The 21,734-nt window shown below is 67.3% G+C and carries 20 protein-coding genes; 9 read left to right on the forward strand and 11 right to left on the reverse strand.

Going from position 1 to position 21,734, the window contains the following annotated elements:
* The first annotated feature begins 7 nt into the window (after positions 1-7).
* The 3 genes from QP552_RS20860 to QP552_RS20870 are packed head-to-tail and all read left to right on the forward strand — an operon-like array spanning position 8 to position 2,069.
* On the forward strand, positions 8-979 hold the full coding sequence (locus tag QP552_RS20860; protein WP_111113452.1) for a LysR family transcriptional regulator: 972 nt from the start codon (positions 8-10) through the stop codon (positions 977-979).
* 14 nt (positions 980-993) lie between these two features.
* On the forward strand, positions 994-1,623 hold the full coding sequence (gene leuE, locus QP552_RS20865) for a leucine efflux protein LeuE (protein WP_005411716.1): 630 nt from the start codon (positions 994-996) through the stop codon (positions 1,621-1,623).
* Positions 1,620-2,069: a hypothetical protein gene (locus tag QP552_RS20870; RefSeq protein WP_286074601.1), complete on the forward strand. Its 450-nt coding sequence runs from the start codon at positions 1,620-1,622 to the stop codon at positions 2,067-2,069. The genes leuE and QP552_RS20870 overlap by 4 nt, the downstream gene beginning before the upstream one ends.
* A gap of 33 nt (positions 2,070-2,102) precedes the next feature.
* Here the strand turns inward: QP552_RS20870 and QP552_RS20875 are convergent, their stop codons facing one another.
* Positions 2,103-3,014: a LysR family transcriptional regulator gene (locus tag QP552_RS20875; protein ID WP_286074602.1), complete on the reverse strand. Its 912-nt coding sequence runs from the start codon at positions 3,012-3,014 to the stop codon at positions 2,103-2,105.
* A gap of 122 nt (positions 3,015-3,136) precedes the next feature.
* Here QP552_RS20875 and QP552_RS20880 point away from each other — a divergent pair, with 122 nt between their 5' ends.
* Both QP552_RS20880 and QP552_RS20885 read left to right on the forward strand, forming a co-directional pair.
* Positions 3,137-4,132: an aldo/keto reductase gene (locus tag QP552_RS20880; protein ID WP_286074603.1), complete on the forward strand. Its 996-nt coding sequence runs from the start codon at positions 3,137-3,139 to the stop codon at positions 4,130-4,132.
* A gap of 175 nt (positions 4,133-4,307) precedes the next feature.
* Positions 4,308-5,735 (forward strand): amino acid permease, encoded by a 1,428-nt coding sequence (locus tag QP552_RS20885; RefSeq protein ID WP_111113448.1) that lies wholly within the window; start codon positions 4,308-4,310, stop codon positions 5,733-5,735.
* Between the two features lie 126 nt (positions 5,736-5,861).
* Here QP552_RS20885 and QP552_RS20890 read toward each other — a convergent pair whose 3' ends face one another.
* Positions 5,862-7,097, reverse strand: a complete 1,236-nt coding sequence (locus tag QP552_RS20890; protein WP_286074604.1) for a dipeptidase — start codon at positions 7,095-7,097, stop codon at positions 5,862-5,864.
* A 154-nt stretch (positions 7,098-7,251) separates the two neighbouring features.
* On the opposite strand from QP552_RS20890, the gene QP552_RS20895 reads away from it, so the two are divergent.
* Both QP552_RS20895 and QP552_RS20900 read left to right on the forward strand, forming a co-directional pair.
* Complete coding sequence (locus tag QP552_RS20895; RefSeq protein ID WP_111113446.1) at positions 7,252-8,067, forward strand: protein klaA; 816 nt, start codon at positions 7,252-7,254, stop codon at positions 8,065-8,067.
* Complete coding sequence (locus tag QP552_RS20900; protein ID WP_286074605.1) at positions 8,064-8,948, forward strand: hypothetical protein; 885 nt, start codon at positions 8,064-8,066, stop codon at positions 8,946-8,948. The genes QP552_RS20895 and QP552_RS20900 overlap by 4 nt, the downstream gene beginning before the upstream one ends.
* A gap of 19 nt (positions 8,949-8,967) precedes the next feature.
* Here the strand turns inward: QP552_RS20900 and QP552_RS20905 are convergent, their stop codons facing one another.
* The 3 genes from QP552_RS20905 to QP552_RS20915 form a co-directional block, all read right to left on the reverse strand.
* Positions 8,968-9,237: an antibiotic biosynthesis monooxygenase gene (locus QP552_RS20905; protein ID WP_286074606.1), complete on the reverse strand. Its 270-nt coding sequence runs from the start codon at positions 9,235-9,237 to the stop codon at positions 8,968-8,970.
* Between the two features lie 92 nt (positions 9,238-9,329).
* Positions 9,330-10,010 carry a WYL domain-containing protein gene (locus QP552_RS20910; RefSeq protein ID WP_286074607.1) on the reverse strand — a complete coding sequence of 227 codons (681 nt, stop codon included), beginning with the start codon at positions 10,008-10,010 and terminating at the stop codon, positions 9,330-9,332.
* 96 nt (positions 10,011-10,106) lie between these two features.
* Complete coding sequence (locus tag QP552_RS20915; protein ID WP_010487449.1) at positions 10,107-11,276, reverse strand: class I SAM-dependent rRNA methyltransferase; 1,170 nt, start codon at positions 11,274-11,276, stop codon at positions 10,107-10,109.
* A 400-nt stretch (positions 11,277-11,676) separates the two neighbouring features.
* Between QP552_RS20915 and QP552_RS20920 the strand changes: the two genes are divergently transcribed.
* Positions 11,677-12,639, forward strand: a complete 963-nt coding sequence (locus QP552_RS20920) for a TerC family protein (RefSeq protein ID WP_010487446.1) — start codon at positions 11,677-11,679, stop codon at positions 12,637-12,639.
* Positions 12,640-12,745: 106 nt separating this feature from the next.
* Positions 12,746-13,516: a rhomboid family intramembrane serine protease gene (locus QP552_RS20925; protein ID WP_106549145.1), complete on the forward strand. Its 771-nt coding sequence runs from the start codon at positions 12,746-12,748 to the stop codon at positions 13,514-13,516.
* Positions 13,517-13,665: 149 nt separating this feature from the next.
* Here QP552_RS20925 and QP552_RS20930 read toward each other — a convergent pair whose 3' ends face one another.
* The 6 genes from QP552_RS20930 to rpmH form a co-directional block, all read right to left on the reverse strand.
* Positions 13,666-14,781: a glycerophosphodiester phosphodiesterase gene (locus QP552_RS20930; RefSeq protein WP_286074608.1), complete on the reverse strand. Its 1,116-nt coding sequence runs from the start codon at positions 14,779-14,781 to the stop codon at positions 13,666-13,668.
* Between the two features lie 149 nt (positions 14,782-14,930).
* On the reverse strand, positions 14,931-16,280 hold the full coding sequence (mnmE, locus tag QP552_RS20935; RefSeq protein WP_286074609.1) for a tRNA uridine-5-carboxymethylaminomethyl(34) synthesis GTPase MnmE: 1,350 nt from the start codon (positions 16,278-16,280) through the stop codon (positions 14,931-14,933).
* A gap of 3 nt (positions 16,281-16,283) precedes the next feature.
* Positions 16,284-18,956: a polysaccharide deacetylase family protein gene (locus tag QP552_RS20940; RefSeq protein WP_286074610.1), complete on the reverse strand. Its 2,673-nt coding sequence runs from the start codon at positions 18,954-18,956 to the stop codon at positions 16,284-16,286.
* 167 nt (positions 18,957-19,123) lie between these two features.
* Positions 19,124-20,839: a membrane protein insertase YidC gene (gene yidC, locus QP552_RS20945; protein WP_111113440.1), complete on the reverse strand. Its 1,716-nt coding sequence runs from the start codon at positions 20,837-20,839 to the stop codon at positions 19,124-19,126.
* The gene (rnpA, locus tag QP552_RS20950) at positions 20,839-21,333 is read right to left on the reverse strand and encodes a ribonuclease P protein component (protein WP_006479316.1); all 495 of its coding nucleotides are present in this window, start codon (positions 21,331-21,333) and stop codon (positions 20,839-20,841) included. The genes yidC and rnpA overlap by 1 nt, the downstream gene beginning before the upstream one ends.
* A gap of 5 nt (positions 21,334-21,338) precedes the next feature.
* On the reverse strand, positions 21,339-21,479 hold the full coding sequence (gene rpmH / locus QP552_RS20955; protein WP_005411729.1) for a 50S ribosomal protein L34: 141 nt from the start codon (positions 21,477-21,479) through the stop codon (positions 21,339-21,341).
* Between the last annotated feature and the right edge of the window lie 255 nt (positions 21,480-21,734).

Genomic DNA, 21,734 nt, shown 5'->3' on the forward strand with positions numbered 1-21,734 from the left:
TCCGGCGATGAAGATGATCCGCTTCGACGACCTGCAGTTGTTCGTCCGCACGGCCGCGCTGGGCAGCTTCTCGCAGGCCGCCCGCGAGGCCGACCTGTTGCCCGGCCAGGTCGCTGCTGCCGTGGCGCGGCTGGAACGCGAACTGGACCTGCGCCTGTTCGTGCGCACCACCCGCAGCCTGCGCCTGACCGGCGAGGGCGCGCTGTACCTGCCGTATGCACAGGAGGTGCTGGCCACCCTGCGCGAAGGGCAGGCCCGCGTGCAGGGCGAGGACGCCGAACTGCACGGCACCCTGCAGCTGTCGGCGCCGTCGGACTTCGGTCGCAACCTGCTGCTGCCGTGGCTGACCGCATTCCGAGCCGCACATCCACGGCTGCGCCTGCACCTGCGGCTGTCCGATGAAGTGGCCGACGTGTTCCGCGATCCGGTTGATGTGGCGATCCGCATCGGCCACTTCGATGACGCCAACTACGTGGCCCTGCCCCTGCTCGAAGGCAACCGTCGTGTACTTGCAGCCTCGCCCGATTACCTGCGGCGACGGGGCACGCCCGTGCGCCTGGACGAACTGCGCGAGCACGATTGCCTGGTCTACCAGCTCAGTGGCCGCGCCTACGATCGCTGGTCGTTCGAGGTCGAAGGGCGCCGCACCGTGATCCCGGTTCGCGGCCCGCTGGTCTGCGACGACGCCGACGTGGTGCGGCGCTGGGCGGTGGCGGGCGAAGGCATCACCTACAAATCCTGGCTGGACCTGCGCGAAGATGTGCTGGCCGGGCGCCTGCAGCTGCTGCTCGACGGCGTCGGCAGCCACATTCCACTGCAGCTGGTGTGCCCGCATCGCAAGCAGTTCTCGCCGGCGGTGCGGCAGCTGCACGCGCAGCTGCGCCAGCACCTGCAACCGCTGCTGTCTGGCATGCCCGATGGACTCGCCGGCCCCCTGTTGCCCGCCCCGGTGCTGGCCGACAATGGCGGCCCCCCGTAAGAGAGAACATCGACATGCCGTGGATGGGCATCCAGGACCTGTGGACGTTTCTGGTCGCCGTGCTGGTGTTCCTCGCCCTGCCCGGCCCCGGCACCTTCACCCTGCTGACCGCCACCGGCCGAGGTGGCGTGCGTGGTGGCTACACGGCGCTGGCCGGCCTGCTGGTCGGTGACCAGATCCTGATGTGGCTGGCGCTGGCCGGCGTGGCTGCGCTGCTCAAGGCCAACCCGCTGGTGTTCCATGCCGTGCAGTACCTGGGTGCGGCCTACCTGGTGTGGGTGGGCATCAGCCTGCTGCGCACGCCGAAGCACGAGGGCGGTGACGCTGGCCCGATCCGCATGCAGCCCGGCCGCTATTTCCAGCAGGCGATCCTGGTCAGCCTGCTCAACCCGAAGGCGATCCTGTTCTACATGGCGTTCCTGCCGTTGTTCATCGATCCGAAAGCGCACCAGGGCATCGCCACCTTCGCGGCGCTGGCCGGGATCATCCTGGTGGTCAGCATCGCCTACTGCTCGATGCTGATCGGCGTGGGCAACCTGGCCCGTCGCCGGCTGATCCAACATCCGCGCATCAGCGATGCGCTGCGCCGCGTGGCCGGTCTGTTCCTGGTGGGGTTCGGCATCCGGCTGGGGTTGAACGGGTGAAGGCCTGGCGGGCCGCAGTCGGCGCGTTGCTGTTGATGGCCGGTACTGCCTCGGCCGCCACCGTGCAGGACCATCGCTGCCTGAGCGGTGGTCGCAATGATCGCATCCATCTGGAATGGCGCTGGTTGGCGGGCGGCGGCGCCGATGTGCGCTACGCCGGCCAGCGTGAGCGCCTGACCCTGCGCCGGGTTTCGATGGAGACCACGGTGCTGGCCGAAGATCGCCCCTACCAGTTCGACAGCGTCTGGGAAGAACGCATCGACGGGCGCCTCAACGGCCGCTACCGGTTGAGCACCCAGGGCGCGCTGGTGCTGGACCTGAGCTACGAACGCGCCCGCGACGGCCGCACCACCGCCTTCCACGATGACCCCGAGGCCTGGCAGGAAGACGGCTGCCATTGGCCGGGCGCCGAGCCGCCGACCGCCGCGTCGGGCGGGCTCGACTGAGCCGACGCGATGGCCGCCAACCAAGGGTGGCGTCTACCAGGGCTGCGAATCATGCATTCCCTCGCGCAGGTGATCGATGAACACCCGCAGCTTGGGCGCCATCTGCTCGCGCGCGGGGTAGTACAGGTGGAAGCCGGGGAATGGCGGCTGCCAGTCCCGCAGCACGCTCTGCAGTCGCCCAGCGGCGATGTCGTCGGCCATCAGCGAGGCGAAACCCTGGGCCATGCCCAGCCCCGCCAGCACGGCGTGATGGGCGACGCCGGCATCGTTGAACACCAGCCGCCCGCTCACTTCCACGTCCAGGTCGTGGCCTTCGCGGCTGAACTCCCAGGGCATCAGCCGCCCATTGGCCAAGCGGTGCACGATGCAGGCGTGGCCCTGCAGGTCATGCGGGGTCTGCGGCACGCCATGGCGTTCGAAATAGACCGGCGTGGCCACCACCACTTGCCGCTCGGGTGGCCCGACCGGCACCGCGATCATGCCCTGTGCGAGTGATTCGCCCAGGCGGATGCCGGCGTCGAAGCCCTCGCCCACCAGATCGGTCAGCGCCGGGTCGACGCACAGTTCCACCTGCACCTGCGGGTAACGCGCAAGGAAATCGGGGAGCCGCGGCAGTACCATGCGGTCGGCGACGATGCGCGGCAGGGTCACACGCAGCCGTCCGGCAGGCACCGAGCGTGCGCTGTCCAGTTCGGCAAAGGCCTGGTCGATCTGGTCCAGGCCGCCACGCACCCGCTGCAGGAAACGCGCGCCGTGTTCGGTCAAGCTCACCCGGCGCGTGGTCCGCTGCAGCAGGCGCACGCCCATCCGCGCTTCCAGCGCGCGCACGCTCTGCGACAACGCCGAGGTCGACACGCCCAAGGCATCGGCGGCGCGGGTAAAGCTGGCATGCTCGGCCACGTGGACAAAGGCGACCACAGCGGTGAGGGGGACGGAGGCATCCATTGTGAAGCCAGCCTTCAAGGTAAGTCCGGTGGCACGCAGTTTATCCACATGATGGCGTGAAGGATGCTGTGCCCCTCGCCGCTGCCCCTCCAGGCGTGGCGCCTTCCCCCAAGGAGATCCGCATGAAGACCCGTACTCTCGGCCCTGCCGGCCCCACCGTGTCCGCCCTCGGCCTGGGCTGCATGGGCATGAGCGCCTACTACGGCGGCCGTGGCAGTGACGATGACGGCATTGCCGTCATCCGGCACGCGCTGGACCGAGGCGTAACCCTGCTCGACACCGCCGATGTGTATGGCCCGCACACCAACGAGGTGCTGGTCGGCCGCGCGATCGCCGGGCGCCGCAACCAGGTGTTCCTGGCCAGCAAGTTCGGCATCGGCCTGGACCCGGCTGACCCGAAGGGGCGGCAGGTCAACGGCCACCCGGATTATGTACAGGCCGCCTGCGAGGCCAGCCTGCGCCGGCTGGGCGTGGACCACATCGACCTGTACTACCAGCATCGCGTCGACCCGACCGTGCCGATCGAGGACACCGTAGGTGCGATGGCACGCCTGGTGGAACAGGGCAAGGTGCGTTGGCTTGGCCTGTCCGAGGCCTCCGCGGCCACCCTCCGCCGCGCCCATGCGGTGCACCCGATCACCGCGGTGCAGAGCGAGTACTCGCTGTGGTCGCGCGAGCCGGAGCAGAACGGGGTGCTGGCCACCACGGCGGAACTGGGCATCGGCTTCGTGCCGTATTCGCCGCTGGGCCGTGGCTTCCTGACCGGCGCCATCCGCAGCCCGGATGACTTCGACGCCGATGATTACCGGCGTACCTCGCCCCGCTTCGAAGGCGCGAACTTCCAGCGCAACCTGGCGCTGGTGGACACCGTGCAGGCGTTGGCCGCCGAACGCGGCATCGCCGCCTCGCAGCTGGCGCTGGCCTGGGTGCTGTCGCGCGGCGAGCACATCGTACCGATCCCGGGCACGACGCGGCGGGCACGACTGGACGAGAACCTCGGTGCGCTGCAGGTAGAGCTGGATGCGGCCATGCTGGACGCACTGGATGCAGCCTTCCCGCTGCATGCCGCTGCGGGTGAACGCTATTCGGTCAGTGGCATGGCCAACATCGAGTCGTAGCAGCGGCCGGGGCAAACGCACACCGGTGGCTCCCGCCGGATTGTGCCGATTCCGGCAGCGTGGCCGGGGTGCAGCGCGCGCCCCGCCATGCATGACCCCCGTCAGTGGTAATGCTGCGCTGCGTTCGGTCACACTCGGGAACTTGTCGTTCTTAGTCACCCCTTCCGAGGCCTGCATGTCCCTGTTCCGGCGCAAGTCCCTAGATTCCGTCACCGTCCATGAAGCCGGCAGGCGCCTGATCCCGACGCTCAGCTGGCCACACCTGATCGCGCTGGGCATCGGCGCCATCGTCGGCACCGGCATCTACACGCTGATCGGCGTCGGCGCCAACCTGGCCGGCCCGGCGGTGCTGATCTCCTTTGCCATCGCCGGCGCAGTCTGCGCCTGCGCGGCACTGTCCTACGCCGAGCTGTCGACGATGATGCCGGCCGCCGGCAGCGCCTACACCTACAGCTACAGCGCGCTGGGCGAGGTGTTCGCCTGGGTGGTGGGCTGGAGCCTGATCCTGGAGTACTCGCTGGTGGTGAGTACGGTGGCGGTGGGCTGGTCCGGCTACTTCGTCGGCTTCCTCGAATGGGTCCACACCCAGTTCGGCTGGAACGTGCACCTGCCGGCCTGGCTGGCCGCCGGCCCGCACGTGGAAGGCGGCATGATCAACCTGCCGGCGATCATCATCACCTGGCTGGTGGCCGGCATGCTGATGGCCGGCACCAAGGAAAGCGCCACCCTCAACGCCATCCTGGTGGTGTTCAAGCTGATCGCGCTGGCCATCTTCGTGGCGGTGGCCCTGCCCGCCTTCGACAGCAACAACCTGCAGCCGTTCATGCCGTATGGCTTCGCCAAGTCGATGGGCCCCGATGGCGTCGAGCATGGCGTGATGGCGGCAGCGGCGATCATCTTCTTCGCCTTCTACGGCTTCGATGCGATCTCCACCGCCGCCGAGGAAACCAAGAACCCGGGCCGCGACCTGTCGATCGGCATCATCGGTTCGATGATCGGCTGCACCATCGTCTACGTGCTGGTGGCGCTGGCCGCCGTGGGTGCGATGAGCTACGCCGTGTTCGGACACAGCGCCGAGCCGCTGGCGCTGATCATGCGCCAGCTGGGCCATCCGACCGCGGCGATGGTGATCGGCGTGATCGCGATCATCGCCCTGCCGACGGTGCTGCTGGCCTTCCTGTACGGCCAGAGCCGCATCTTCTTCGTGATGAGCCGCGATGGCCTGCTGCCGCGCGGCCTGTCCAAGGTCAACGCACGCACCGGCACGCCGGTGGCGACCACGCTGTTCACCGCGGTGGTGGTGTCGGCGCTGGCCGGTGTGGCGCGCCTGGACGAGATCGCCGCGCTGGCCAACGCCGGTACCCTGGCCGCGTTCACGGCCGTCGGCATCTGCCTGGTGGTGCTGCGCCTGCGCGAGCCGAACCGCGAGCGCACGTTCCGCACGCCGCTGGCCTTCGTGGTCGGCCCGCTGGCCGCGCTGGGCTGCATCTACCTGTTCCTCAGCCTGCCGCACAGCACCCAGCTGTACTTCCTGCTGTGGAACGTGGCGGGCCTGGTGCTGTACTTCCTGTACAGCCGCCGCAACGCGTTGATCGCGAAATAAGGACGCCGCCGGGCATGGCCCGGCGCCCCTCTGTAGAGTCGAGCCATGCTCGGCTCACGGGGTGCCTATCGAAAGCAGTCGAGCATGGCTCGACTCTACAAAGGCGCAGTCGAGCGCCGCTCGACTCTACGGAGCAGCGGCGTAATCCTGCGCCTGGCGCATCACCCGCAGCAGGTTGCCGCCCCAGATGCCGGCGATCTGCTGCTCGGTGTAACCCTTGCGCAGCAGCCAGGCGGTGATCTTCGGCAGCTGGCTGACATCGGGCAGGTCGCTCAGGCCACCGCCGCCATCCCAGTCCAGGCCGATGCCCACATGTTCCGGGCCGACCACCTTGAGGATGTGCTCGAAGTGGGCGAAGAAGTCGTCCAGGCTGGCATGGCGCACCGGATGCTCGTGGTCCAGCGCCTGCTCGGCCTTCAGCAGCGCGACGCCCTGCTCGATGCCCATCCCTTCCCAGCCGCCCAGCTGCTTGCTCAGCGCTTCCTCGGCCTGCTTGCGCTCGGGCGTCTTCGCGGTGTCGATCAGGTAGCCGCCATAGGCATTCACCTGGATCACGCCACCGGCCTTGGCCAGCTTGCGCAGGCGCGCATCGTCGAGGTTGCGCGGGTGGTCGTAGATCGCCTTGGCCGAGCTGTGCGAGAGCACGAACGGCACCGGCATCATCGCCAGCAGGTCATCGAACACCGCGTCCGACGCATGCGACTGGTCGATCACGATGCCCAGCTTCACCGCCTGCCGCACCAGGTCCTTGCCGGCCGGGCTCAGGCCTTTCCATTCCGCGCCCTTGGGGTCGGTGGCCGAATCGGCGAACTCGTTGTTGGCGAAATGCACGGTGCTGAGCAGGCGCAGGCCGGCGCGGTGGTAGAACGACAGCAGGCTCGGGTCAGCCACCAGCGGGCTGGCATTTTCCATGCTGATGTAGACCACGCGCTTGCCGGCGGCCTTGATGCGCGCGGCATCATCGGCGGTCAGCGCCAGTGCGAAGCGCTCGGGATTGGCGGCCAGCATTTCGCGGATTTCCATCAGGCGCTGCAGGCCGTGGTCGCGTTCGGCAAGATGCGCAGTGGCGCTGCGATCACCCTGGTCGGTATAGATCGCCCAGAAGCCACCGTCCAGCGCACCCTCGACCATGCGCGGATAGTCCACCTGCGACAGCGCGTTGCGGTCGTGGCGCTGTTCGATGTCGAAGCCAGTGCGGCAGAAATTGGCCGGCGTATCCAGATGGCTGTCGAGGGTGATCAGCCGCTGCTGCAGTGCCTTGGCGCGGGCCAGCTCCTGCGCGCTGAACTCGATGGCATGGGCGGACAACGGGGCGCACAGCGCCAGGGTAAGCAACAAAGACAGGCGACGCAGCGATGGCATGGACTCTCACCGGCAAGGAGAAGAACCCGACCATAGCGCTGTGTCGGCAACCACCGGTAGTGCCGGGGGACCCCGCGCACTCCATTACACTCGGCGGCAGCCGCTATCGATGACGGCAGCCCACCGGTTGCGTCGCCCCTGAAACGGAATTCCGATGTCCCATTCCGCCCCGCCCCCCCTTCCTACCACGAACCCTGCGCCTGAGAGTGCGCCGCTCAGCGTCGAACAGCTCAAGCGCGATGTGCTGCCGGTCCTGTTCGCCGGGCGCATCGACATCGGCCGCTATGGCCCGGCCGAACTGGCCAGCGCCAGTGCGGAGCCTGCCTGGCAGGATGGCAGCGCCAACGCGCTGGCCAAGGCACTGGCTGAGCTGGTCAGCCGCCTCTCCGAACACGACCCCAATGCACTGCTGGAACGTGCCAGCTGGTGGGATCGGTTCACCGGTGCCGATATCGAGCGGCGGCTTCGCCGGCGCATCGCGCTGGGCGGCAACGGCGACGTGCTGTCCGAGATCGAGCACCAGGCGGCAGCGGTGCGCAGCAGCGTCGACCGCTTGAATGCGCAACTCGACGCGCATGATGCACAGGGTGCACGCCTGCAGATCTACATCGATGCGGGGGTGCAGTTCCTGCAGGAACTGCCAGCAGACAATGGCGCCGTGGACGATCCGCTGGTGCTGGACCGCCCCGTGGAACGCCTGCAGCGGCGCGTGGCCAACCTGACCGCGCTGCTGGCCAGCCACTCGATGAGCCGCATCCAGGTGCAGCTGGCACGCAACCACGCCATTGAACTGCTCGACCGCTACTGCGAGACCGTGCAGATCCTTGTGCCGATCTGGCGCCAGACCATCCAGTCGCTGCAGAACAGCGACAACGCCAGCCCGCAGATGGTCGCGCGTGCGGCACAGGCCCAGGACCAGCTGAAACAGGCCCTGCAGCAGCTGCTTCGTACTTCCGGAGAACCCGCATGATCACGTCCCGGCCCGATCCACTGAAGGTGCCAGCAGAGCTGCAGCGGCGGGTCGAAGCGGTTTCCGGCCTGCGCGCGCTGTATCGGCGCGGTTCGTTCGCGCGCACCGTGGGCCTGGCCTGCTTCGCGGTGCTGCCGGCGGTCGGGCTGCTGGCGATGATCTGCCTGGAAGGGTTGACCGGTCGGCCACCATCGGCACACGTGCCGAGCGGCTACGGCAATGATCCCTCGTCGCTGGCCCTCACGCTGGTGGCCTACCTGATCATCGTGGGTGGATTCCTGACCTGGATGGGCTTCGGGCTGCGCAATGTGCTGCTCAACCGGGGTGTCCGCCAGTTCACCTTCTCCTTCCTGATCGGCGGCTTGGTCCTGGTGGGCATGCTGGGCGCCAGTGGCATCACCAGCCCCGACTTCAGCCGCTCGGAGGCAGCGCTGGGCGAGGGTGTGCCCCTGCAGATCGACAAACTCCGGGCACTCGTGGAGGATCCCCGGTTCTCCGGATTCAGCCCGCAATGGCAGGGCTATCTGGAGGCGCAGCTTGCCTTGGGCAGGCCCTCGCGGCCGTTGAACAGCATCGGCCAGGCGATTGCCCGCGGAGAGGATATCGGCATCGCGATTCCCACGGCGATGCGCGCGCGCTTTGAAACCAAGGCCGGGGTTCCCCACTCGGAACGCAGCCAGCGTTGGCTGCATGCACATCGGCTGCAGATGGCGTTGCTGGATCTCTTCGGGACCGTGGCGGCCTGGTCGCTGCTGCTGCTCGTGGTACTGGGCATCGGCCTGACCACACTGGGTTACCACGTGCGCGGCCGGGCCCGGGTGATCAACGGCCTGCTGCAGCAGTTGCAGGCGCCGCCGGCACCGGCGGGCGCGCAGCCCTGAGATGCGCGCCCGCCGGTGATCAACCGGGCAGGAAATGCTGCATCAGCTGCAGCTCGTCAATGGCAGACATGTATGGTGCAAAGCGTGCATCACCACCGGCGAAGGCCTGTGCCACGGCCTGTGCGCTGGCCAGGTCCTGCCAGTGAGCGATGTCGACGAAACGGTCGTCGCCGTCCATCGGCGAGAACGGCTGGTAGTCGATCAGGCCGGGGAACTGGGCAATGGCCTGGCGCAACTGCTCGCGCAGCATCGGCATGTCGGCGCGCGCGTGCGGTTTGACGGTGAACACGGCCAGTTCGAGGACGGAAGAAGCAGGGTGCATGGTGAAGCCCGTTGGTGGAGGAGCGCGCAGTCTGCGCATCCCCTGCTGCCAGCGGGGTGTCAGTGGCCTCGAAGCGCCCAGGCCTGCTGCTGGTGGCGCAGATAGGCTTGCAGGCCGACCTGCGCAGGCAGGGCCAGGCCATCCGCTTCGGCCAGGGCTTCGATCTGGTCCAGGCGGAAATCACGGTAGTCCTGGCGCAGCGCGCACCAGCTGCCCAGCGTCCAGTGCTGGCCCCAGTGGAACAGGCCGAGCGGGTACACAGTACGATCGCTCAACTCGCCGTGCAGCGTGCGGTAGCGCAGGCGCACGCTGCGGCCGGCGGCGATGGCGGCATGCAAGGGCTGCCAGTACGGCAGCGACACCGGCACCGCACGCAGCGCGCGGGCGATGCGCGGGCTCGCAGCGCGCGCAGGCATCGCCGCCTGCAGCTTGTGCAGCAACGAACGCGCCGCAGGCTGCAGATGGCCACCACCACTGCAGGCCAGCATTCCCACCGCCAGCTGCAGTGCTTCGGCTTCCGCCGCATCCAGGCTCAGCGGGGGTAGTTCGAAACCCGGGTCGAGCCGGTAGCCGATGCCCGGTTCGCCGTAGACCGGAATACCGGCCACGGACAGGTCATCGATGTAGCGGTAGATGCTGCGCACCGACAGGCCCAGTTCCGCCGCCAGCGCGGCGGCGGTTACCGGCTGGCGCACGCGGATCAGGTTGACCAGCTGGAACAGGCGGTCGGCTTTGCGCATGGGCGGTCTTGGTTGTGTAGAGCCGAGCCCATGCTCGGCTGCCAGGCCGATCAGCCGAGCGGGGGCTCGGCTCTACAGAGATCGGTGGTCACGCGGTTAATCCACCACGCGGCAGAACACGGCCTTCAGGTAACGCGATTCCTGCACATGGGCCATGAACGGATGGTCCGGACCGGCGCCGGCCACCTTCAGGATCTGGATGGTGCGGCCGGAGAAATAGGCCGCACGGCGCAGCATGTCGAGGAACTGGTCCTCGGCCACAAGGCCGGTGCACGAGAACGTGGCGAACAGGCCACCCGGCTTGACCACGCCCAGCGCCAGCTTGTTCATGTCCAGGTACTTCTTCAGCGCGGTGATCACCTGGTCGCGGTCGCGGGTCATCTTCGCCGGGTCCAGGATCACCACGTCGTACTGCTCGCCGCGGTTGGCGGCATCGCGCAGCCACGGGAAGATGTCGGACTGGACGAACTTCGGGCGCACGTTGTTCAGGCGCGAATTGCCCTTGGCGATCTGGATGACGTCTTCATCGATGTCGATGCCGACCACTTCCGAAGCGCCACGCGCAGCCGCGTACACGGCGAAACCGCCGGTGTTGCAGCACAGGTCCAGCACGCTCTTGCCTTCCACCTGCTGGCTCAGCCACTCGCGGTTCTCGCGCTGGTCGGCGAAGAAGCCGGTCTTGTGCGCACCGGCCGGGTCGGCGCGGAACTTGATGCCGTACTCGGTGATCACCGACGCTTCGGTGGTGGTGTTGCCGTGGAAGTCGAAGCTTTCCTGCTTCTGCACGTGCTCGTCGGCGAAGCTGTGGAAGCGGCAACCCGGGAACTGCTCGCGCAGCGCGTCGTAGATCCACTCGCGGTGGCGGAACATGCCAGCAGCGAAGAACTCGACCACCACCAGGTCGCCGTAACGGTCGACCACCAGGCCGGACAGGCCGTCGCCTTCGCTGTGCACCACGCGCCAGGCGTCGGACACCGCGTCCAGCTTCAGCACCTCACGGCGCAGCGACACCGCCTGGGCGATCTTGCGCGAGAACCAGCCGGCATCGACCGGCACGTTCTGGTCGGTTTCGAGGATGCGCACGGCGATGCGCGAGTGCCCGTTGTAGAACCCGCGGCCAATGAACTCGCCATCGATGCCGACCACGTCGACGATGGAACCGGGCTTGGGCCGGACGGTCGGCTTCTCGACCAGTTTCTGGAAGATCCACGGGTGGCTGGAACGCCACGCATTCTTGAGGCGGACAATCGGAAGGGGGGTATTCATCCACCTATTGTAGCCGGGGGGCGCTTTCGTAGAGTCGAGCTGGCTCGACGGGCGTTGCTGAACGGCCCGGGCGAGGCGTGCCAACCAAGGTTGGCATCTACCAGAGCGGGAGCGCGGCACGGGTCGGAGCCCCTTTGGGGGATCCGACCCGTGCCGCGCGGCATTTGACGGCGGCCCGGCCAGACGGCAGAATCGGCGCCAGAAGGGGAGTAGCTCCCAGACGTTGTCGCCGTCATTTCGAGCCCGCAGGCTCCGGTGCAACGGCAGTTCCAGCCGACTGGAACTGCGAGCGAGACCTTCGCCGTACTGGCGAAGCTCTGTCCCTGGATCCCCCTCCCGATCCTCCGTTGCAGATCCTCGCCGTCCGGCCTGGCATTCATCTTTCCAACGGACATTCCCAATGCAGACGATCGGTAACGTGTGGTTGTGGGGCGGCTTCGCAGCGGTGGTGGTCATCGCCCTGCTGGTCGACCTCGTGTTGATGCGCCATGGTGGACCGCACAAGGTCACCTTCAAGGAGGCCCTGTGGTGGTCCATCGGCTGGGTCGCGCTGGCCCTGCTGTTCAATGCCGGCCTCTGGTACTACCTGAATGAGACCGCCGGCCAGGTGGTGGCCAACAAGGTCGGCCTCGAATTCCTGACCGGTTACCTGGTCGAGAAGGCGCTGGCAGTCGACAACATCTTTGTGTTCCTGATGATCATGAGCTACTTCGCGGTGCCGGAGGAGCAGCGCCAGAAGGTGCTGATCATCGGCATCCTGGGTGCGATCGTGCTGCGTACGATCATGATCTTCGCTGGCAGCGTGCTGATCAGCCAGTTCCATTGGCTGCTCTACGTATTCGGCGCCTTCCTGCTCTTCACCGGCTGGAAGATGTGGTTCGCCGCCGGCCAGGAGCCGGACCTGGAGACCAATCCGGCGCTGCGATGGATGCGCAAGCACCTGCGCCTGCTGCCGGACTACGCCGGCAACGCGCTGAGCGTGAAGCGCGATGGCGTGCGCTGGTTCACCCCGCTGTTCGCGGTGCTGATCCTGATCGCGGTCACCGACGTGATCTTCGCGGTGGACAGCATCCCGGCGATCTTCGCGATCACCACCGACCCGTTCATCGTGCTCACCTCCAACGTGTTCGCGGTGCTGGGCCTGCGCGCGATGTTCTTCCTGCTGGCCGGCATGGCCGACCGCTTCCACCTGCTGCCGTACGGGCTGGCGCTGGTGCTGGGCTTCATCGGCATCAAGATGATGATCATCGACCTGTTCAAGATCCCGACCCCGGTGTCGCTGGGCGTGGTCGCGGTGATCATCGCCGCCACGGTGGTGCTGAGCCTGAAGTACCCGCCGAAGGAAGGCGAAGGCCAGGCCTGAGCCTGACCCGTTGAACGGCGCGGCCGGCGGGATTGTCCCGCCGGCCGTTTCCACTCTCCCGCAGCGGTGGCCTTGGTTTCGCGCCAGTCACCGCCATTGCTGAGGTATGGACAACAACGCGCCCCTGCCCGCCGGCGACGTGCCGGCCCCCCGCAATGACCGCTCGCGCATCCTGCGGGCGTTCAATGCCAGCCTGGCCGCCGTGCTGGTGCTGGTGGCCGTGTTCGCCCTGCAGGGCACCTTCGACTGGCGGCCCTGGGCCGTGGCGCCACTGGAAGCGAAGGGCCTGCTCGGCCTCATCGGTGGCCCGATGCTGCATGCCTCGGTCGAGCACATCGCCGCCAACAGCATCGCCATCCTGATCCTGGGCACCCTGGCCGGCAGCGTGTATCCGAAAGCCACCGTACGCGCGCTGCCCCTGCTATGGCTGGGCTCGGGCCTCGGTGCGTGGATGCTGGGCAACCCCGGCAGCGTGCACCTGGGCGCCAGTGGCGTGACCCATGGCCTGATGTTCCTGCTGGCCAGCCTGGGCCTGCTGCGCCGCGACCGCGCGGCAATCGCCACCGGCCTGATCGGCATGCTGTTCTATGGCGGCATGCTGATGACCATCCTGCCGCACGCCGACGGCGTGTCCTGGCAGTCGCACATGGGCGGCGCCTTCGCCGGCATCATCGCCGCGCTGCTGTTCCGCAACGCCGACCCGCTGCCGCCGCGCCAGCGCTACAGCTGGGAAGACGAAGAGGACGAGGTCGAGCCGCTGGCCGACGACGAGCTGGAGCCGCCGTCACCGCAGCGCGTGCCGGTGCTGTGGCAGCCGCGCGAAGGCCAGGACTACGTGGTGATCCCGTTCCGCCGCCCGGACGACCCGCGCGGTTGAAGGAGCTGCAATGGGTGGGTGCCGACCTTGGTCGGCACGATCGCTCAGCCTTCATGACCTCTACCATCGTGTGCCAACCAAGGTTGGCACCTACCAGAGCACGCCGTTACCTCTGGTAGCGCCGGGCCATGCCCGGCGGCATTGGCCGGTCAGTCCGCCGCGTTGCCCGCCGCGCCCATTCCATCCACCGCCTGCCGGCCCAGCGCCGGGTCATCGGTGAAGAACGCATCGATGCCGGTGGCCAGGTAGGCACGCATTTCGGCGATCGATCCCTCGGCATTGCGCGCGTTGTCAGCACCCTTGCGCAGGTTGCTGGCCTGGAAATGGTTCTCCGGGCGGAACGTATACGGAATCACCATCAGCCCCACTGCGTGCGCATCGCGCACCAGCGAGGTCGGCGTGCCCAGTGCGCCCTTGGCGTCCAGCGGAATGATCGAGCGCAGCTCCGGACCGATGCTGTCGGCGTAGCCGGCGATGTCCTTCAGCCCGGCCGGGGTCATCATCTGGGCGTAGGTCAGCTTTCCACCAGCCTTGGCGATGTCGGCCGGCTGGGTATCGCCCTTCCACAGCAGCTGCAGCAGGCGGATGTTGCTGCCACGCGGGATCCTGCCGCGCAGGTAACGCAGGTTGGCGGTCTCGAACGACTGGATGGTGACCGGGCCGACGTTGGTATAGGCGTTGCCACGCAGCGCGGCCAGCAGCTTGTCTTCCATCGGCAGGCCGATCGACTGGAAGTAGGTCGGGTGCTTGATCTCCGGCACCAGGCCGATGCCGCGGTTGGCGCGCCCGGCCTGCTGCACCAGGAATGCGAGGATCTCGTCCAGGCTGGCGATGCGGAACTGGCCGTCATAGGCGGTGCTGCGCAGTTCCGGCAGGCGCTCCCGCGCGTACAGGGTCTTCAGCTCGGCCAGGGTGAAGTCTTCGGTGAACCAGCCGTCAACCTTCTGCCCGTCGATGACCTTGCTGGTGCGGCGGCTGGCGAACTCCGGATGCGAGGCCACGTCGGTGGTGCCGCTTATCTCGTTCTCGTGGCGGGCCACCATCACCCCGTCCCTGGTCATCACCAGGTCCGGCTCGATGTAGTCGGCGCCATCGGCGATGGCCTGGGCGTAGGCCGCCAGGGTGTGCTCCGGCAACAGCGCGCTTGCGCCGCGGTGGCCGTAGACGGACACCTTGTGCGCGGCCGGGGTGGAGGATTCAGCACTCATGGCCACCGATGGTGCCACGGCCAGCGACAACAGCAACGCACAACCCCACGACTTCACTGCGACTTCCCCAAGCGGTATGTGATGGGCGTCAGTATGCGGCGGCAATGTGACAGGTGGGGGAAGCGCGGGGTCGGATCCCCGAAGGGGCTCCGACCCCATGGCGGAACCGTGCAGGGTCAGAGCCCCTTTGGGGATCTGACCCCGTGTTACTTCCCGATGCAGAAGCTGGAGAAGATCCTCCCCAGCAGGTCATCAGCACTCATCTGGCCGGTGATCTCACCCAACGCGTCATGCGCCAGCCGCAGTTCTTCGGCGGCCAGTTCCAGGTGTTCGTGCGCCAGCTCGCCATCGGCGCGCTGCGCGTGTTCCTGTGCGCGTTCGATCGCATCCACGTGGCGGGTGCGTGCGGAGAACTCGCCGTCCACCTGCTCGCCTGCCCCGGCCGAGGCAATCGAGCGCAGGCGCGCATGCAGGTCCTCCAGGCCGGCGCCGGTCGCGGCCGAGACGAATACGCGGTCCGGGTCGTCCAGCGCGGGCAACGCCGCCAGCAGGTCCGACTTGTTGTGGATGTAGACCTTGTGCGGCACCGCCGCCACGGCATCGCCCAGCGAGGCTTCACCGGCTGCAGGATCGCGCGCATCCAGCACGATCAGCGCCAGGTCGGTGCGCTCGATCTCCACGTGGGCGCGGCGCATGCCTTCGCGTTCGATGGCGTCGCCGCCGTCGCGCAGTCCGGCGGTGTCGACCAGGGTCAGTTCCAGGCCATCCAGGCGGATGGTTTCGCGCAGGGTGTCGCGGGTGGTGCCGGCGATGTCGGTGACGATGGCGCGTTCGCTGCCTGCCAATGCGTTCAGCAGTGAGCTCTTGCCTGCATTGGGTGGGCCGATCAGCACCGCATGCAGGCCATCGCGCAGGCGACGGCCACGCTCGGCATCGCGGCGCAGCAGGGCCAGATCGCTGCGCGCATGTTCCAGCCCGCGGCGCACCTGTGCACCACCGAGCGTATCCAGCGGTTCGTCGGCAAAGTCGATGGCCGCTTCCACATGGATGCGCAGCAGCACCAGCTGCTCGACCACAGCGTCGATGCGCCGCGAGAACACGCCATCCAGCGAACGGCGCGCGGCGCGTGCGGCGCGGTTGTCGCCGGCGGCGATCAAGTCGGCAATCGCTTCGGCCTGGGCCAGGTCGAGCTTGCCGTTGAGGAACGCGCGTTCGCTGAACTCGCCCGGCCGTGCCTGGCGGGCGCCCAGCGCGATGCAGCGCGCGACCAGTTGCTGCAGCAGCACCGGGCTGCCATGGCCCTGCAGTTCCACCACTTCCTCGCCGGTGAAGCTGTTCGGCGCCGGGAACCACAGCACGATGCCATCGTCGATCACCTCATCGTTGGCATCGCGCAGGCGTGCGTAGTGCGCATGGCGCGGGCGCAGCGTGGGCGCACCCAGCGCGTTGGCGATGGCCGCCGCGCGCGGGCCAGACAGGCGCAGCAGGCCGACACCGCCAGCGCCCGGTGCGCTGGCAATGGCGACGATGGTGTCAGTGCGAAAGGTATCGTCCATCGCTCAGAGCTTCTCCAGCTGCGTGCGTGCCTGCGCGGCACCGCTGCCCTGCGGCTGCAGCGCCAGGTAGGTGGTGTAGGCCTGCTTCGCCTTGGTCTTGTCGCCCGCGTTGAAGTAGGCGTCGCCCAGGTTGAGATAGGCCACGGCACGCGAGGGGTCGATCTTCAGCGTGTTCTCCAGCCAGCGTGCGGCTTCGGCGTAGCGCTGCTGGCGGTAATAGACGAAGCCGAGGTTGTTGGCAGCCTGGGCGAAGTCCGGACGCAGCTTCAGCGCCTCGGTGAACTGCGCCACCGCCTCGTCGTACTGCTTCTCGCGGTACAGCTGCAGGCCACGGTCATTGGCCTGCTGCGCGCGCTGGCGATCCGACGCCGGGCCGGCGGTAGGCACCACCAGCTTGGCCTTGCCGCCCTGCAGGTCGGCCACGGTCACCGGTGCCTGGCTGCCCTTGGCTTCGCTGGCAGCCTCGACCTTGTTGTTCAGTGCGATCGCATCGGCGGTCAGCTGGCGCGTATCGGCGTTGAGGAACTCCTGGCTGTCCGGCACCTGGAACACGAACTCGCCGCCCTGGGAACCCGGCAGGCTGCCGAACGCCGGGGTCTGGTGCGAGACCGCCGATACGGCCGGCGCCACGTAGGCGGCCAGTTCGGTACCCGTGATCAGGCCATCGCCGTTGAGGTCGCCCTTGCCGGCCAGCGCCTGCAGCAGTACCCACGTAAACACCGAATGGCCATTGGGGCCGGCGTCGGCCACCTGCTGGTCGGCGCCGCCGGCGGTCAGCATCTGGCGCGCGCTGCGGCGGGCGTTCTCGCGCAGGAACGACGACGACGACGGGCCGCCACGGGTCAGGCCCAGGCCGCTGTAGCAGGCATCCATCACGAACATCACATGCTTGGCCTGCATGCTCTCGGCGATGTTCTGGATGTCGGTCATCGCGATGGCGTCGGTGGCGAATTCCTTCGGGTCCGAATCCACTGGAATGATGTAGCCGAGGTCGCGTCCGGAGGCGAGCTGGCGGGTGGCACCATGGCCGGCGAAGAACACGAACACGCGGTCGTTCTTTCCGGTGCGGTCATCGGCCAGGCGGTCGTGGAAGGCGGCCAGGATGTTGTTGCGGGTGGCCTGCTCGTTCTTCAGCACGATCACCTGCGAGGACGGGAAGCCGAACTGCCCGGTCAATGTGTCGGCCACTGCCTGCGCGTCATGGCTGGCGTACTCCAGCTTCGGCCACTTGGCGTAGTTGTCGATGCCGACCACGATCGCCCACGACTTCTCGTAGCCGGTGGTGACGGTGGCGGCACCGGTGTCGCCCTTGCGCGCGCGGGCAACGGTGAAGTCGCGGCCGTTCCAGCCTGCGAACTGGTAGCCATCGGCAATCAGGCGGTCGAGGATCTGCGGCAGCGCCTTCACCGCACGATCGTGGATGTCGTGGAACAGGATGATGCCGCGCTGTTCCTTGTTCACCTGGTCGAGCACGCGCTGCACGATCGACTCCGGCACCGGATCGGCCCAGTCCATCGAGTCGATGTTCCACATGATCGATTTCAGCCCGGCCTCGTTGAGCAGCTGCAGGCCTTCGGCGTTGCGCGCGCCATAAGGGAAGCGGAACAGCGGTGCACGCTTGCTGTCGACATCCTTCAGCAGCGTGTCGGTGTCCAGCACCTGCTGGCGCAGCGCATCACCGGTGGTGCGCGAGAGCTGGGCGTGGGTCAGGCTGTGGTTGCCCACCGCATAGCCCTCCTCCATCAGATTGCGACTGATCTTCGCCATCGGGCCAAGGCTGACCTTGCCATCGGCTTCCACCTTGCCCAGGTTCCGGCCCACTTCGAAGAACACGCCCGGCACGTCGTAGCGCTTGAGGATGGCCACCACTTCATCGGTATAGGCCTTGTGCGGGCCATCGTCGAAGGTCAGCACCACGGTCTTGGCCGGCAGGTCGCGGCCGAAGATCTCGCGGTCGCTGTCCTTCATCGACATCGGGTACGGCTCGATCACGCCGTAGTCGCGCAGGATCGCCTCGCGGCTGTAGTCCTTGTGCAGGTGGGCGATGTAGTCCTCCCACTTCTCGCGCTTGAGCTCGATGGCACGGGTGCGCTCGAAGCGGCTGAAGATGCGGGTCAGTTCCTGGTTGTAGTTGCGTTCGATCTCATCGAGCGCTTCCAGATCCTCGCCGATGCGCTGGTGCAGCTTCACTGCCGGCAGCGAAGAGTCGGTGCCGACGCGCTCATGCAGATCGCGCAGCACTTCGCGGAAAGCCAGGCGGTCGGCGTCGAACAGTTCCGGCGCCGATTCGATGTAGTCCAGCACGGTGCCGAGGGTGGCGAAGCGCTGGGGGCTGGAACCACGCAGCAGCGTATCGAACTGTGCGGCGATCGCCGTGCGCTGTTCCAGCCCATCGTGGAACAGCTGCTGGCCCACACGCGTGGAGGTACCCCGGTCGGCGGCCGACTGCTGTTCCTCGTCGGCCAGCAGCACGATGATCCGGCGGTACCCGTCGAGCTGCTTCTGCAGCGCAGCCAGCAACGGTGCGGCGGCCGGATCGGCAGCAGCAGCCGCCTGCGCGCTGGGCTGGGTGACGGTGGCCGCCGGTGCCTTCGCGTCCTTGTCACCACAGCCGGCAACGACCAGGGTGAGCAGCAGCGAAGGCAGGAACAGGCGGAACGACGACGCACGCAGCATGGCGGACTCGGAAGTGGGAGGAACGGTATGCGGGGAATTCTAACGCCGCATGCGAAAAGCCCGCCTTGCGGCGGGCTTTCGCGTCGATCGGGGCGGTAGAGTCGACTGTTAGTCGACTGCTCCATCCCCAACGCCAGTCGACTAACAGTCGACTCTACAGGTCGGCGTTACTTCTTCTTGACCGGGGCCGGGGCGGTGGTGGCCGGGACCGGGTCGCCGCCATGGCGCTTGGTCATCCACCACTGCTGCAGCAGGCCCAGGCCGCCGTTGACCACCCAGTACAGGACCAGGCCGGACGGCATGAAGGCCATCATGACGCCGAACACCAGCGGCATGAACTGCATCATCTTCTGCTGCATCGGGTCCATGCCCGGTGCCGGGGTCAGCTTCTGGGTGAACCACATCACCGCCACGTTGATCACCGGCAGGATGAAGTACGGGTCGCGTGCGGTCAGGTCCTGGATCCAGCCCAGCCACGGCGCCTGGCGCAGTTCGACCGACTCGACCAGCACCCAGTACAGGGCGAAGAAGATCGGCATCTGGATGAGGATCGGCAGGCAGCCGCCCATCGGATTGATCTTTTCCTTCTTGTACAGCTCCATCATCGCGGTCTGGAACTTCTGGCGGTCATCGCCATAGCGTTCCTTCAGCTGCGCGATGCGCGGCTGGAAGCGACGCATCTTGGCGCCGCTCTTGTACTGCACGGCCGACAGCGGGTACAGCACCAGCTTCAGCAGCACCACCAGGCCGACAATCGCCCAGCCCCAGTTGCCGACCAGCTTGTGCACCTGGTTCAGCACCCAGAACAGGCCCTGGCCGATCACCGCCATCATCGAGAAGCGGCTGTAGTCGACCACGCGGTCCAGGCCCGGCACGTCTTCCTTGGCGATCAGGTTGACCAGCTTCGGGCCGACCCACAGGCGGGCTTCGGTGCTGGTCGACTGGCCCGGGGCCACGGTGAAGGCCGGGCCACGCGCCTCGATCAGGTCACGACCGGCCACCTGCGACAGCACGTAGTGCGCGGTCTGGTCCTTCTGCGGGATCCAGGCGGTGAAGAAGTGGTGCTGCAGCATCGCCAGCCAGCCGCCGGTGATGTTCTGGTTCAGCGTGCCGTCTTCCAGGTAGTCCTTGAACGCACGACGCTGGTACTTCTTGTCGTTGTCGTACCAGGTGGCGCCGTTGAAGCTGAACGAATCCGGGTTGGTCATGCTCCGCGACAGGATGGTCGGGGTGCGGTCCAGGGTGCGGTAGACGTAGCCGTTCCACGGCGCGGCGCCGGCATTGCTGACTTCGTCCTTGAAGCGCACGGCGTACTCGTTGCGCGAGACGGTCAGGGTGCGCTTGATGGTCACGCCGTTGTCGGCGGTCCACACGAACGGGATCTGCAGCTCGTTCTGGCCCTTGGCCAGCACGAAGTCCCGGGTGTCACCGACCAGCTTGAAGCCGTCGGCGCCCGGCACCGGGGTGTTCTTGTCTTCGCTGGCCCAGCCACTGATCGCGCTGTACGGATGCGCGGGGTCTTCGGTCAGCAGGCGGACCGGCGGGCTGCCTTCGTCCTTGGTCTGCGGGAACTGCAGCAGCTCGGCATCGAGCACGCGGCCGCCGTCCAGTACCAGGCGCAGCACGTCGGTGGTGACGGTCACGCGCTGGCTGGCGGGGGTGGCGCTGGCCTGGGGCTGCACAGCGGCCTGGCCCGGGGCACCCGGGACCTGCGCGCTGGGGATGCTGCCCGGGGTCGCGCCCGGAACACTCTGTGCAGCAGCCGGGGCCGACGTGGTCGTCGGTGCCGGGGTCGGAGCAGCCTTTTCACGGCTCCATTCCATCCACAGCAGCACGGCCACCATCAGCCAGGCAAAAATGAGGAATACGCGGGTCTGGTTCATCAGCGGACAGGCTCGGCGGGGCCGGGACGCGATGCCGGCTCGGTCAAAGAAGGAGTTGCGATGCCATCAGGCGGCGGCATTGTGCCGTCCACGCCCGGCGTGGGCAATGCACGCAGGCGACGCAGCAGGCGCAGGAAGGCCTGGCGGATCTCGTCGTTGCTGGCGGAACGCGCAGCACTACGAGCCACGACGACAAAGTCGCCTGGCTGGATTTCGGTACGTGTCTGACGCAGGATGTCGCGCAGGACGCGCTTGATCCGGTTACGCCCGACGGCGTTCGGATCAACCTTGCGGGAAACCGCCAGACCCAGCCTGGCCGGCCGGTCAGCCGGCAGCCAGTGCAGGGTCATCAGCGGATCGGACACACGGCGGGCGCCGTTGAAGACCGTTGAATATTCGGCACGCGTGCGAACCCGCGCAGAGCGAGGGAATCGCTTGCGCGGGTCTGCAGTATTCACTGTCGAAGGGATTGCGTCTGCCGCGAGGTGCGGCATGGCAATCAGGCGCTCAGGACTTTGCGGCCCTTGGCGCGGCGACGCGACAGGATCTTGCGGCCGTCAGCGGTCTTCATACGGGCACGGAAGCCGTGGTCGCGCTTACGCTTGAGGTTGCTGGGCTGGTAGGTGCGCTTCGTGGCCATTGGGGGCCTCTCGTATGAATGGGACGGAAAGAACCGGAAATTCTAGAGAGGTACCCCGGCCCAAGTCAACCCCTGGCAGCTACGCGAATTCACTGGGCTGTGCAATAGCTGTGGATGTTTTTGTGAATAAGTATGGGACAAGCATTCCGAAGGCGGGCGCTCGGTGGTAGTCTGAGCCATCCATTTCCCCCCTTTCCGGCCTGTGTTTGGGCGCCTTGTCGCGTCCATGCCCCGGCCACCGGACGATTATTGCTG

Source organism: Stenotrophomonas sp. 59 (genome assembly GCF_030291095.1).
GTDB classification, from domain to species: domain Bacteria; phylum Pseudomonadota; class Gammaproteobacteria; order Xanthomonadales; family Xanthomonadaceae; genus Stenotrophomonas; species Stenotrophomonas maltophilia_Q.